This is a genomic window from Jeongeupia sp. USM3, from assembly GCF_001808185.1.
In the GTDB taxonomy this organism is placed as follows: Bacteria; Pseudomonadota; Gammaproteobacteria; order Burkholderiales; family Chitinibacteraceae; genus Jeongeupia.
The window spans coordinates 1,859,338-1,871,371 of the sequence record NZ_CP017668.1; the positions used below are offsets into that span (position 1 = coordinate 1,859,338).

At 66.1% G+C, this 12,034-nt stretch carries 11 protein-coding genes; 6 read left to right on the forward strand and 5 right to left on the reverse strand.

From position 1 onward, the window contains the following. Nucleotide 1 precedes the first annotated feature (1 nt). The 3 genes from BJP62_RS08840 to BJP62_RS08850 all read left to right on the forward strand — a co-directional run bounded on the left by BJP62_RS08840 (nucleotide 2) and on the right by BJP62_RS08850 (nucleotide 1,756). Nucleotides 2–667: an amino acid ABC transporter permease gene (locus tag BJP62_RS08840; protein ID WP_070529061.1), complete on the forward strand. Its 666-nt coding sequence runs from the start codon at nucleotides 2–4 to the stop codon at nucleotides 665–667. Next, a complete protein-coding gene (locus tag BJP62_RS08845) occupies nucleotides 664–1,392 on the forward strand; it encodes an amino acid ABC transporter ATP-binding protein (protein ID WP_070529064.1) in 729 nt (242 codons plus the stop codon). The genes BJP62_RS08840 and BJP62_RS08845 overlap by 4 nt, the downstream gene beginning before the upstream one ends. Before the next feature lie 151 nt (nucleotides 1,393–1,543). Beyond that, nucleotides 1,544–1,756 (forward strand): hypothetical protein, encoded by a 213-nt coding sequence (locus BJP62_RS08850; protein WP_070529066.1) that lies wholly within the window; start codon nucleotides 1,544–1,546, stop codon nucleotides 1,754–1,756. A gap of 41 nt (nucleotides 1,757–1,797) precedes the next feature. Here the strand turns inward: BJP62_RS08850 and BJP62_RS08855 are convergent, their stop codons facing one another. The 5 genes from BJP62_RS08855 to BJP62_RS08875 form a co-directional block, all read right to left on the reverse strand. After that, nucleotides 1,798–4,362, reverse strand: coding sequence for a bifunctional diguanylate cyclase/phosphodiesterase (locus BJP62_RS08855; protein WP_070529068.1), 2,565 nt, complete (start codon nucleotides 4,360–4,362; stop codon nucleotides 1,798–1,800). Nucleotides 4,363–4,416: 54 nt separating this feature from the next. After that, the gene (gene topA, locus BJP62_RS08860) at nucleotides 4,417–6,705 is read right to left on the reverse strand and encodes a type I DNA topoisomerase (RefSeq protein ID WP_070529072.1); all 2,289 of its coding nucleotides are present in this window, start codon (nucleotides 6,703–6,705) and stop codon (nucleotides 4,417–4,419) included. 63 nt (nucleotides 6,706–6,768) lie between these two features. Then, nucleotides 6,769–7,221: a DUF494 family protein gene (locus BJP62_RS08865; RefSeq protein ID WP_070529074.1), complete on the reverse strand. Its 453-nt coding sequence runs from the start codon at nucleotides 7,219–7,221 to the stop codon at nucleotides 6,769–6,771. Between the two features lie 30 nt (nucleotides 7,222–7,251). Continuing rightward, complete coding sequence (gene dprA / locus BJP62_RS08870; RefSeq protein WP_070529076.1) at nucleotides 7,252–8,349, reverse strand: DNA-processing protein DprA; 1,098 nt, start codon at nucleotides 8,347–8,349, stop codon at nucleotides 7,252–7,254. A 67-nt stretch (nucleotides 8,350–8,416) separates the two neighbouring features. Further along, nucleotides 8,417–9,469: a LysM peptidoglycan-binding domain-containing protein gene (locus BJP62_RS08875; protein WP_070532521.1), complete on the reverse strand. Its 1,053-nt coding sequence runs from the start codon at nucleotides 9,467–9,469 to the stop codon at nucleotides 8,417–8,419. A 102-nt stretch (nucleotides 9,470–9,571) separates the two neighbouring features. Here BJP62_RS08875 and def point away from each other — a divergent pair, with 102 nt between their 5' ends. From def to htpX, 3 genes are all read left to right on the forward strand, one after another. Further along, entirely contained in the window at nucleotides 9,572–10,075 is a 504-nt protein-coding gene (gene def, locus BJP62_RS08880; RefSeq protein ID WP_070529077.1) for a peptide deformylase, read from the forward strand. A gap of 12 nt (nucleotides 10,076–10,087) precedes the next feature. Next, nucleotides 10,088–11,014, forward strand: a complete 927-nt coding sequence (fmt, locus tag BJP62_RS08885; protein WP_070529080.1) for a methionyl-tRNA formyltransferase — start codon at nucleotides 10,088–10,090, stop codon at nucleotides 11,012–11,014. Between the two features lie 161 nt (nucleotides 11,015–11,175). Continuing rightward, on the forward strand, nucleotides 11,176–12,033 hold the full coding sequence (gene htpX, locus BJP62_RS08890) for a zinc metalloprotease HtpX (protein ID WP_070529082.1): 858 nt from the start codon (nucleotides 11,176–11,178) through the stop codon (nucleotides 12,031–12,033). Nucleotide 12,034 lies beyond the last annotated feature (1 nt).

Below are 12,034 nucleotides of genomic sequence, written 5' to 3' on the forward strand. Positions count from 1 at the left end.
GATGGATTTCACTTCGCTGCTCACGGCCATGCCCGGCCTGGTGTCGGGGATGATGCTGACGCTGAAGCTGCTGGTGCTCGCCATCATCGGCGGCATCGCGCTCGGTACCCTGCTGGCGCTGGCACGGCTGTCGCACAACAAGCTGCTGTCGAGCCTCGCCGGCTTCTACGTCAACTACTTCCGCTCGATTCCGCTGCTGCTGGTCATCACCTGGTTCTACTTCGTGGTGCCCTTCATCATCGGCTGGCTCACCGGCACCAACGAACCGATCGGCGCGTTCTACTCGTGTCTGGTTGCGTTCATGATGTTCGAAGCCGCTTATTATTGCGAAATCGTCCGCGCCGGCATCCAGTCGACCTCCAAGGGCCAGGTCAACGCCGCGTATGCACTGGGGATGACCTACGGCCAGACGATGCGACTGGTGATCCTGCCGCAGGCCTTCCGCAAGATGACGCCGCTGCTGCTGCAGCAGTCGATCATCCTGTTCCAGGACACCTCGCTCGTCTACGCGGTCGGCCTGATGGACTTCCTGAACAGCGCCCGTTCGGCCGGTGACATCGTCGGCGAGCTGCACCAGTTCCTGATCTTTGCCGGCCTGGTTTATTTCATCATCAGTTTTGGCGCCTCCACCCTGGTGAAGCGCCTGCAAAAGAGGTTGACCGTATGATTTCGCTCAAGAACGTCAGCAAGTGGTACGGTGACTTCCAGGTCCTGACCGACTGCACGACCGAAGTACAGAAAGGCGAAGTGGTCGTCGTCTGCGGCCCGTCGGGCTCGGGCAAGTCGACGCTGATCAAGTGCGTCAATGGCCTCGAACCGTTTCAGTCCGGCGACATCATCGTCGACGGCATCTCGGTCGGCTCGCCCAAGACCGACCTGCCCAAGCTGCGCTCGCGCGTCGGCATGGTGTTCCAGCACTTCGAACTGTTCCCCCACCTGTCGATCACCGACAACCTCGCACTGGCGCAGATCAAGGTACTCGGCCGCAAGGAGGACGAGGCGAAGAAGAAGGGCCTGGCCCTGCTCGACCGCGTCGGCCTGTCGGCGCATGCCGCCAAGTTCCCGGGCCAGCTCTCGGGCGGCCAGCAGCAGCGCGTCGCCATCGCCCGCGCACTGGCGATGGACCCGATCGCGATGCTGTTCGACGAACCGACGTCGGCGCTCGACCCGGAAATGATCAACGAAGTGCTCGACGTGATGGTGCAGCTGGCCCACGAAGGCATGACGATGATGTGCGTGACCCATGAAATGGGCTTTGCGCGCAAAGTTGCCAACCGGGTGATCTTCATGGACCAGGGCGCGATCGTCGAGGACGCGAACAAGGACGAGTTCTTCGGCAGCCCGCGCAGCGAACGCGCGCAGACCTTCCTGTCGAAGATCCTGCAGCACTGAGCGCAGTCCGCCTCGCACCAAGGCCGCAGGATGCGGCCTTTTTCCTCACCAAATAATCAAATTGTTAATAGTTGCTTTAACGCACAATTTATCGGTCATATGATGAATGCACTGATTCGCCGGCTGTCGGCGGCACAAAGGAGTTCTCATCATGCGTACATCGTCCAAGCTCGCCCTCGTTGCTACCCTGCTCGCTGCAGCATCGTTCGCCAGCGCCGAGGCCATCCCGCCGCGGCAGAACATCGAGCTTCACCCGGCCTACTGCCAGCACGACGGCCAGTCGGTGCAACACACGATGACGAACGGCCGGGCGCAGAACGAGATGCTGCACAAGCTCGCAGGCCCTGGCTCGATGGCAGGCTGATCCAGCGATGAAAAAAAACCGGGCGATGCCCGGTTTTTTTTTCAGACCTTGTTGCCCAGGCCCAGGCGCATCCACAACTCGGCGACACCGGCCGCCACCGGCTCGCTGAAATGGAAACCCTGCAGATAGTCGACGCCGAGCCCTTGCAGATAGCGTGCGGTTTCCAGGCTCTCGACCCCCTCGACGACCAGGTCGAAACCCAGGCCGCGGCCGAGCTGGACGATCGCCTGCATCACCCGCCGCCCCGCCTCGGTATGCAGGCGCCGCGTGAACGAGAGGTCGACCTTGAGCCACTGCGCCTGCATCTCGTGCAACTGCGCCAGCGACGAGTAGCCGGTGCCGAAGTCGTCGATGGCGATCTGGAAGCCCGCATGCGCGAGCTGGCGCAGGTGCTTGAGCTGCTTCGCGTGGTCGTTGAGCGCCACCGATTCGGTAATCTCGATGATGACGTCGCTGGGCCGCAAGCGGTTCGCCACCAGCCGGTCGACCAGCAGCGACACGAAGGTCGGCGAGAACAGCTGGCTGCGCGAAATGTTCAGCATCAGCTTCTGCGTCAGCCCGGCGTCGCGCCAGGCCCGCAGCTGCGGAAACGCAAGCTGCATCACCCGTTCGGACAGCTCCTGGATCAGCCCGGCCTTCTCGGCCATCGGAATGAACAGCTCGGGGCTGATCCAGCCGTTCTTGTCGTCCTGCCAGCGCGCCAGCGCCTCGATCGCGATCACATCGCCGTTGCGGGCCGACACCACCGGCTGATAGAACACGCCGAGCCGCTCGCCGCGGATCGCCGCCGACAGCCGGGACTGGATCGCCACGTGCTCGCGCCCGAGTGATTTTGGCCGCAGCACGTCGCCGTACAGGCAGACGTTGTTGCGCCCCGCCTGCTTGGCATGGTGCATCGCGTGGTCGGCCGCCGACAGCAGCTCCTCACCCGATTCGGCGTTATCGGGAAACACCGCGAAGCCGATGCTGATCGATGGATGCGCTTCCTGCCCGTCGAGCACGACGACCTCGCGTGCCGCCTCGCGCAAACGCTCGGCCATCGCCCGGAGCTGCGACGGCGCACCGACGTCGGGCATCAGTACGACGAACTCGTCGCCGCCCCAGCGTGCCAGCAGGTCACCGTCGCGCAGTACGGCCGAGAACCGTGCCGCCAGCTTGGCGAGCAGTTCGTCGCCGATCCGGTGGCCGAAGGCATCGTTGATCTGCTTGAAGTGATCAAGGTCGACAAAACCGAGGCCGACCTTGCCGTGCGCCTCGCGCGCCCGCGTGACGGCCCGCGCCAGCGCATCGTCGAGCATCAGCCGGTTCGGCAAGCGTGTCAGCCCGTCGTACAGCGCCATCTGGCTGATGTGCTGCTCGTTCAGCTTGACCTCGGTGACGTCGCGCAGCACCGCGCGCATCGTCGCACCGTGCTCGGCGACCAGCGGCATCAGGCAGGCCTCGACCCAGACCAGCTCGCCGCTCTCGCGATAGAGCCGGAAACGCAGGGTCCGCGGTTCGCTGGCCAGACGCGCCATGCCGGTTCGGACCGCGCCGAGGTCGCCCTCGTGGACCCAGTGCAGGAAAGGTACGCCGAGATCGTCACCCTGCACCCGCGGATCGAGTCCGCGCAGGCGGACCCACGCCGCGCTGAAACGGAGCAGCCGCCCGTCGGCCGACAGGTCGACGACGGCTTCGTCGAGCAGCTGAAGCGTCTGCCCCAGCGCCTGCTGGCGCAGCGCGCTTTGCCTGTCGGCGCTGACATCGCGCAACAGGACGACGACGTCGCCGTCACCGAGCGGACGCAAGCGCCCCTCGAGCCAGATCGGCGAATCGCTGTCGTCGAGCCGGCATTCGATTGTCGCAGCCTCACCGGCGAGCGCGGCCGGCAGCCGCGCCGCCAGTGCCCCGGCCAGCGCCGGCGGCAGCACGTGCGCATACGGGCGCCCTTCGAGCGCCGCCGGATGCGGCAGCACCGCATGGCTCGACCAGGCCTGAACGATCAGTCCCTGGGCAGACAGCTCGAACACCATGTCGTCGGTCGCACCGACCAGCGCCTGCAGCCGGTCGCGTTCGGCGCGCAGTTCGGCGTCGACCTCGCAGCGGACCAGTCCTTGCGCCAGTTGCCGGCCGAGCATCGTCAGCAGCCGCAGTTCATCGGCGCAGCGCGCCCTGTCGTCGCGAGTGTCGAAAAACGCCAGCATGCCGAACGGCAGGCCGCGATCGAGCAAGGGCAAGGTGACGACATGACGGGCGCCGATGCCGCCGAGCAGCAGCTGCTCGGGCAGGGGCAGCGCCGACAAGGAGCGTTGCAGCAACATGCCGACGGCGAGCGTATCGGCGAACAGCGGATAGTCACCGAGCGACAGCCGGCGCAGCGGCTCGACGAAAAGATTCGCCTGCGGCGCCATCCAGGCCGCATCGAGCCAGGCGTTGAACTCGTCGCAGCGGTACAGGCAGACGAGATCGGCGCGGCTGGCGTCGGCCAGCGCCTCGGCCAGCGCCCCGCCGTCCGGCGGCTCGTAACCGGCGAACTGCGCGACGACACGGTCGAACGCGTCGAAATAGGCGTGCTGGCGGACGAAAGGGTCGGCCGCGAGGTCGGCGGGCCGGTCAGAATGGGGCATGGTGGATTCCGCAGCCAAAAAACACCCGGCCTGGGCCGGGTGCTGGTTCGGTCATCATTCCTTCGGTGCCGGCGGCTCGATCACTTCGGACCAGCCGCACTCCTTCTGCGGGCACTTCTTCTCGACGCCGCGCCGCTTGGTCGTCTTGATCGTCAGCACCGGCCACTGGCATTGCGGGCAGGCTTCGGCGATCGGCGGATCCCACGTCGCGTAGTTGCAGTCCGGATAGGTGCTGCACGAGTAGAACAGCTTGCCGTAACGGCTCTTCTTTTCCTTCAGCGTGCCCTTGTGGCACTGCGGGCACTCGACGCCGGTGTCCTTCGGCGGCTCGAGCGGTTCGATGTGCTTGCACTTGGGGTACGCCGAGCAGCCGATGAACTTGCCGTAGCGGCCCATCTTGATGTGCAGCGGGCTGTCGCATTTCGGGCAGGTCCGGTCGGGAACGACCTCGGGCTCGACCGGCGCCGCATCGGCGTCGTCACCCAGATTGCGGGTGTAGTCGCACTCCGGATACGTGGTGCAGCCGATGAAACGGCCGCGCTTGCCGAGGCGGATCGCCAGCTTGTTGCCGCACTTCGGGCAGTCCTCGTCGAGTTCTTCCTGCGTGACTTCCTTGCGGCTCAGCCCCTGCTTCTCGACCACCGTATCGTGGAAACGCTTCCAGAAATCGTCGAGCACCGGCACCCATTCGCGCGAACCGTTGGAGATCTCGTCGAGCTGGTCTTCGAGCTTGGCGGTGAAGTTGTAGTCGACGTACTGGGTGAAGTGGTCGGTCAGGAACTTGTTGACCACCTCGCCGGTGTCGGTCGGGATGAAGCGCTTCCTGTCGAGGTCGACGTATTCGCGGTCCTTCAGCGTCTTGATGATCGACGCGTACGTCGACGGCCGGCCGATGCCGAATTCCTCGAGTGCTTTCACCAGCGACGCTTCGGAGTAGCGCGGCGGCGGCTGGGTGAAGTGCTGCTCGCCGGCGAGCTTGTCGACCGGCAGTGCCTCGCCCTCTTCGAGCACCGGCAGGCGGGCTTCGTCCTCGTCGTCCTCGACGTCGTCCTGGTCTTCCTGATACACGGCGATGAAGCCCGGGAACACCAACGTCTGGCCCGATGCGCGGAACACCGCCTGCGTGCCGACTTCGATGTCGACACCGACTGTGTCGAACTTGGCCGGGGTCATCTGGCACGCTAGCGTGCGCTTCCAGATCATCTGGTAGAGCTTGAACTGGTCGGCGCTGAGGAAGGCCTTGACCGAGTCGGGCGTGCGCGCGATCGACGTCGGCCGCACCGCCTCGTGCGCTTCCTGCGCGTTCTTGGACTTATTCTTGTAGACGACGGCGTCCTTCGGCAGGTAGTCCTTGTCGAAGTTGTCGCCGATATAGCCGCGGATGTCCGCCAGTGCCTCGTTCGACAGCGCCACTGCGTCGGTACGCATATAGGTGATCAGACCGACGGTCTCGCCGCCGAGATTGATCCCTTCATAGAGCTGCTGCGCGGTCCGCATGACGCGGTCGGTCGTCATGCCGAGCTTGCGCACGCCTTCCTGCTGCAGCGTCGAGGTCGTGAACGGCGCAGCCGGGCTGCGCGACTTCTTCTTCTTCTCGACCTTGGCGACACGCGCCTCGGCACCGCTCAGCGCCTTGAGGATGTCGGCCTGCGTCGCTTCGTCGGGAATGTCGAACTGTTCGAGCTTCTTGCCCTGCCACTGCGACAACCGCGCGCCGAACTTCTGCCGGCCCTTGTGGCTGTCAAGGTGGATCGTCCAGTATTCCTGCGCGGTGAACGCGCGGATCTCGATCTCGCGCTCGCAGATCAGCCGCAGCGCCGGACTCTGGACGCGGCCGGCCGACAGGCCCGAGCGGACCTTGCGCCACAACAGCGGCGACAGGTTGAAGCCGACCAGGTAGTCGAGCGCGCTGCGTGCCTGCTGCGCGTTGACGAGGTTGCTGTCGATGTCGCGCGGCTGCTCGATCGCGGCCTTGACCGCCGACTCGGTGATTTCGTGGAACACGACGCGCTTGAACGTCTTGGCCGGGTCCAGGAGCTTCTTGCCCTTGAGGATCTCCATGATGTGCCAGGAGATCGCCTCGCCTTCGCGGTCCGGGTCGGATGCAAGGTAGACGTTGTCCGCCTCCTTCACCGCCGCACAGATCGCGTCGACGTGCTTCTTGTTCTTGTCGATCACCTGATACTTCATCTTGAAGTCGTGTTCGGTGTCGACCGAGCCGTCCTTGCGCACCAGGCCGCGGACGTGACCGTAGGAAGCGAGGATCTGGAAATCCTTGCCGAGATACTTTTGCAGCGTCTTCGCCTTCGAAGGCGACTCGACGATCAACAGATTGGCGGGCATGGCGGCCGATGCTCAAAAAAGTGGCGGATATTAGACCCGGTGTGCCGGGGTGGCAAGCGAGGCTTAGTGCAGCGTCGCGCCGTCGCGACCGAAGAGGATCTCCTCGATCAGGAGGTTAGACAGTTCGTCGCGTTTGCGCCAGACGACCATCAGCACGATCAGCTTGAGCCGGTCGGCCTCGACTTCGCCAGCGTCGTCGCGCAGCACGCGGTCGAGCACCAGCTCGCGCTCCTCCGGCGACAACACCTTCGATGCCTCGAGCGTGTGCCAGTAGACGATGGCGTCGTCGCTGAGCTTGCCGGCTTCGCTCGGATGCAGCATCCGCGGCCCGTCGATCGACAGTGCGGCATAGGCGCCGGCGTCGAGCTGCGACAGCTCGGACAGCCAGGCGAGCGCTTCGCGGATTTCGTCGTCGTCGAAGCCGGCGCCGGACAGCCGGCGCGCCAGCTGCGACATGTCCGGTTCGCCGTCGGCGTCGTAGTACTGCTGAAAGAGGTAGGCGAGAACGTCGAGCATGCAATCCATCTGGGGCCGTTGCCGCGCGATTCAAGCCAGCCGCTGGTAGCGGCCGCCCGGCAAGGTCGCGACACGGCCGGTCAATTCCAAGCCGAGCAGAATCGCGCACAGCCGCTCGACCGTCAAGCCGCTTCGTACCACCAGCGTATCGACGTCGGCCGGATCGTGACCGAGCGCTCCGAGCACCGTCTCGTCGTCGGCCGATGCCGGCTCCGCCTGCACGGGCGGACGTTGCGGCGGCGCCAGCCGGACCTGCCAGTCGATTTCGCCCAGCACGTCGTCGGCCGACTCGACCAGCCTGGCGCCGTCCTTGATCAGCCGGTGACAGCCGCGCGCCTGCGGCGAGTGGATCGACCCCGGGATCGCGAACACCTCGCGGCCGAGTTCGACCGCCTGCCCGGCGGTGATCAGCGAGCCGCTGCCGAGCGCCGCCTCGACGACGAGCACGCCGTGCGACAGCGCCGCGATCAGCCGGTTGCGGCGTGGAAAATGTTCGGCCTTCGGCGGTGTGCCGAGCGCAAACTCCGACACCAGCAGGCCGTCGATGGCGACCCGGTGCGCCAGCGCCCGGTTGCTCGCCGGATAGACCCGATCGAGCCCGGTGCCGACGACGGCGATCGTGCTGCCCAGCCCTTCCAGACCGCCGAGGTGCGCAGCGGCGTCGATCCCGGCGGCGAGACCGCTGACGATGGTCAGGCCGCTGCCGGACAGCGCCGCGGAAAACACCCGGGCGTTCTCCAGCCCCTGCGGCGTGGCGCCGCGGCTGCCGACGACACCGAGCATCGTCGATTCGAGCAGCCCGGTTCGGCCCTGCAGATAGAGCAGCGGTGGCGGATCGGGCAGATCGAGCAGCCTTGTCGGGTAGGCCGGGTCGCCGAGCGTCACCACCGCCGTCCCCGGCGTATCCAGCCACGCCAGCGTCGCCTCGACCGCCGGGCACGGTGCGGCCAGCGCCGCGCGCCAGCCCGGCAGCAATCCGGCCGGCAGGTGCTCGCGCAAGCGCTCGTCGGGCGCGGCCAGCGCGCCGGCCGGATCGCCGAACGCACGCAGCAGCGCAAGCTGCCGCCGCGTACCGACGCCGGGTACGGCGGTAAAACGCAGCCAGTCGACAAGATCGGCATCGGCCATGCGGACTCCCTGACTCACCCGAAAGCAAACGGCCGCGCAATGCGCGGCCGTCGATTCATTGCGGCATTCAGCTCGGCGACTTGACGTCGTCGCCGACGTTGACCGGCAGCGTGCTGTCGAGCAGCAGGCCGTAGCTGAACTTGGGGAACACGCGATAGACGAAGACGTTGCTGCTCTTCTCCGCCGGCGTATAACGCGTGGGCTCTTTGCCGCTTTCCTTCTTGATCGCCCGCTCGCGCTTGTAGCTGTTGAGCACGGTACCGATATCGACACCGGCCTCGCTGCCGCGATTGATCACGATCGTCGTGTACTGGCCCGCTTCGGCAACGCCGCCATAGGCCGAGATCACCCGGCCGTTGACCTGCTGTGCCGGCGCGTGCGGCGCATAGTTGATGAACGGCGCATCGGTCGCGCGGATCAGCCGGCTGCCGACGCCGATTTCCTCCCGGGCGCTGACGACGCGCAAGGTCGCAACGTCACCGCTCTTCTCCATACGGACGTCGCCGAGGTAGTCGACCTGATAGCCGATCACGCGCTTGCCGTCCGGATCATCCGGGTCGACCAGCTTCTGGCCGGGGCGGAACGCCTGCCAGGTATCGCCGGCTTCGCCCTCGAGGTCGACCGCGTAGATGCGATCACCGGCGGCGAAGAACACGCGCGAGTCCGGGCCGGCGGCGACACGCGGCGCAGCCTTGAAGCTGGCCGGATCGATCACCAGCGGCTTATTGAGGAAAGGCTCGATCGCCGCATACGGAATGCTCGGTGCAGCGCCGTTCTCGTCGATCGGCGTCGAGCGGACGCGCGGCGACAGCCTGGCGACGCCGCGGTTGGCGACCTTGTCGCTCTTCAGCAGCTTCAGGCGCGGCGTGTCGCCGGAACGGTCGAGGACGACGACGTCTCCCGGGTAGATCCAGTGCGGGTTCTTGATCTCGTCCCTGTTCAACTGCCAGATTTCCGGCCAGCGCCACGGCTGTTTGAGGAAGTGCCCGGAAATGCCCCACAGCGTATCGCCCTTGACCACGACATAGCGCTCCGGCGCGTTGCCCTGCAGCGCCAGGGTATCGGCCTGTGCGGCGCCGACGCCCAAGGCCAGAAGAAGCGATATAATCGTTTTACGCATGGTGGCGCTCATCTCTGTGTTGGTTTGCATCCCGAGCGGGATGCTTATGTATCAGCAAGAGGCCAGGCCCGCCGCGTATTACTTATCCAGCAGCAAGCAATCATGGCCATTCTGAATATTCTGCACTACCCGGATGAACGCCTGCATACGGTCGCCAAGCCGGTGACGGTTTTTGACGAACATTTGCAACAGTTTGTCGCCGACATGGCCCAGACGATGTACGAGGCGCCCGGCATCGGCCTCGCCGCGACCCAGGTCGACGTGCACCAGCGCGTCGTCGTGATCGACCTGTCCGAAACCAGGGACGAGCTGCGGGTGCTGATCAATCCCGAGATCGTCGAGATGGACGGCAAGACCACCTACGAGGAAGGCTGCCTGTCGGTGCCCGGCATCTACGAGGAAGTCGAGCGCGCCGAGCGCATCAAGGTGCGCGCGCAGGATGCCCACGGCAAGGCGTTCGAGTTCGACGCCGACGGCCTGCTGGCGATCTGCGTCCAGCACGAGCTCGACCACCTGAACGGCAAGGTCTTCGTCGAAAGACTGTCGCGGCTGAAGCTCGGCCGCATCCTCCAGAAACTGAAAAAGAACCAGCGCAAGACGCTGTAGAAAACGGTCCGAATGAAAATCGCTTTCGCCGGCACGCCCGAGTTTGCCGCCAGCGCCCTGCGCACACTGATTGCCGCCGGCCACGACGTGGCGATGGTGCTGACCCAGCCCGACCGGCCGTCCGGGCGCGGCATGAAGCTGACGCCGTCGCCGGTCAAACAGGCCGCGCTCGAACACGGGCTGCCCGTCTACCAGCCGGAAAGACTGCGCACGCCCGAGCAGCAGGCGCCGCTGCACGGTCTCGACGTCGACGTGATGGTCGTCGCCGCCTACGGGATCATCCTGCCGCAGGCGGTGCTCGACCTGCCGCGGCTGGGCTGTCTCAACATCCATGCCTCGCTGCTGCCGCGCTGGCGCGGCGCAGCGCCGATCCAGCGTGCGATTCTCGCCGGTGACGCCGAGACCGGCATCACGATCATGCAGATGGACGCCGGGCTCGATACCGGCGACATGCTCAGCATCCACGTGACGCCGATCGCCGCCGACGACAACGCCCAGACCCTGCACGACAAGCTCGCCACGCAGGGCGCCGATGCGATCGTCGCCGCGCTGGCCGACCTGCCTGCACTGCAGGCCGGGCGCCGGGTTCAGCCGCCGGATGGCGTGACCTATGCCGAAAAGCTCAGCAAGGACGAGTCGCGCCTCGACTGGACGCGCCCGGCGGCCGAGCTCGACCGGATGATCCGTGCGTTCAACCCCTTCCCGTCGGCCCAGACGACGCTGGATGGCGCGGCGATCAAGCTCTGGCGCGCGCACCCGGTCGACGGCCGGGGCGCGCCGGGCGACGTGCTCGCCAGCAGCCGCGACGGCATCGTCGTCGCCTGCGGCGACGGCGCACTGACGATCACCGAGCTGCAGAAGGCCGGCGGCAAGCGGCTCGACGCCGGCGCCTTCCTCGCCGGCACGGCGCTGAACGCGGGCGTTCGTCTGGGCGGTTGAATTTTTCGCTGCGGCGCGAATCTATACCCCTAGGGCGGCGCGATTCGCTCCCGATTGACCGCAAGAAGCAACAGCCGTGCGAAACGGGTTCAAGGGTTCGCTGGCCGGTCATCGACGAACCGTGGCCGCTCTTTTCACGCCCAACACCTTGCGAGACCCATATGAATAACTGGCTCAAGACGACCATTCTGATGGCCGCCATCATGGCGCTGTTCGTTTTCATCGGCGGCCTCATCGGCGGGCAGACCGGCATGCTGCTGGCGCTGCTGTTCGGTGGCGCGATGAACGTGTTCGCGTACTGGAACTCCGACAAGATGGTGCTGAGGATGTACAACGCCCATCAGGTCGACGCCCGGACCGCGCCCGAACTCTACGGCATGGTGCAGGAACTGGCGCAGCGCGCCGGCCTGCCGATGCCCAAGGTCTACGTGATCGACGAGGACCAGCCGAACGCCTTCGCGACCGGCCGCAACCCCGAGAACGCCGCGGTCGCCGCGACCACCGGCATCATGCGCGTGCTGACGTACCGCGAGCTGCGCGGCGTGATGGCGCACGAACTGGCGCACGTCCAGCACCGCGACATCCTGATCTCGACGATTTCGGCGACGATGGCCGGCGCGATCTCGGCGCTGGCGAACTTCGTGATGTTCTTCGGCGGCCGCGACGAAGACGGCCGGCCGATGAACCCGATCGTCGGCATCCTGCTCGCCATCCTTGCCCCGATCGCCGCCAGCCTGATCCAGATGGCGATCTCACGCTCGCGCGAATTTGCCGCCGACGCCGGCGGCGCGCGCATCAGCGGCGACCCGCAGGCGCTCGCCGATGCGCTGCAGAAAATCGAGGCGTACGCGCGCGGCATTCCGATGCACACCGCCGAGGCGCACCCGGAAACCGCCCAGATGATGATCATGAACCCGCTCTCCGGCGGCGGCATCGACAAGCTGTTCCGCACCCACCCGCATACCGCCGACCGCGTCGCCCGCCTGACGGCGATGGCGCGCGGGCAACTGCCCTACTGAG

Coding starts and splice junctions, on each gene's coding strand:
- BJP62_RS08840 (WP_070529061.1), top strand. CDS start 2: ATGGATTTCACTTCGCTGCTCACGGCCATGCCCGGCCTGGTGTCGGGG.
- BJP62_RS08845 (WP_070529064.1), top strand. CDS start 664: ATGATTTCGCTCAAGAACGTCAGCAAGTGGTACGGTGACTTCCAGGTC.
- BJP62_RS08850 (WP_070529066.1), top strand. CDS start 1,544: ATGCGTACATCGTCCAAGCTCGCCCTCGTTGCTACCCTGCTCGCTGCA.
- BJP62_RS08855 (WP_070529068.1), bottom strand. CDS start 4,362: ATGCCCCATTCTGACCGGCCCGCCGACCTCGCGGCCGACCCTTTCGTC.
- topA (WP_070529072.1), bottom strand. CDS start 6,705: ATGCCCGCCAATCTGTTGATCGTCGAGTCGCCTTCGAAGGCGAAGACG.
- BJP62_RS08865 (WP_070529074.1), bottom strand. CDS start 7,221: ATGCTCGACGTTCTCGCCTACCTCTTTCAGCAGTACTACGACGCCGAC.
- dprA (WP_070529076.1), bottom strand. CDS start 8,349: ATGGCCGATGCCGATCTTGTCGACTGGCTGCGTTTTACCGCCGTACCC.
- BJP62_RS08875 (WP_070532521.1), bottom strand. CDS start 9,469: ATGCGTAAAACGATTATATCGCTTCTTCTGGCCTTGGGCGTCGGCGCC.
- def (WP_070529077.1), top strand. CDS start 9,572: ATGGCCATTCTGAATATTCTGCACTACCCGGATGAACGCCTGCATACG.
- fmt (WP_070529080.1), top strand. CDS start 10,088: ATGAAAATCGCTTTCGCCGGCACGCCCGAGTTTGCCGCCAGCGCCCTG.
- htpX (WP_070529082.1), top strand. CDS start 11,176: ATGAATAACTGGCTCAAGACGACCATTCTGATGGCCGCCATCATGGCG.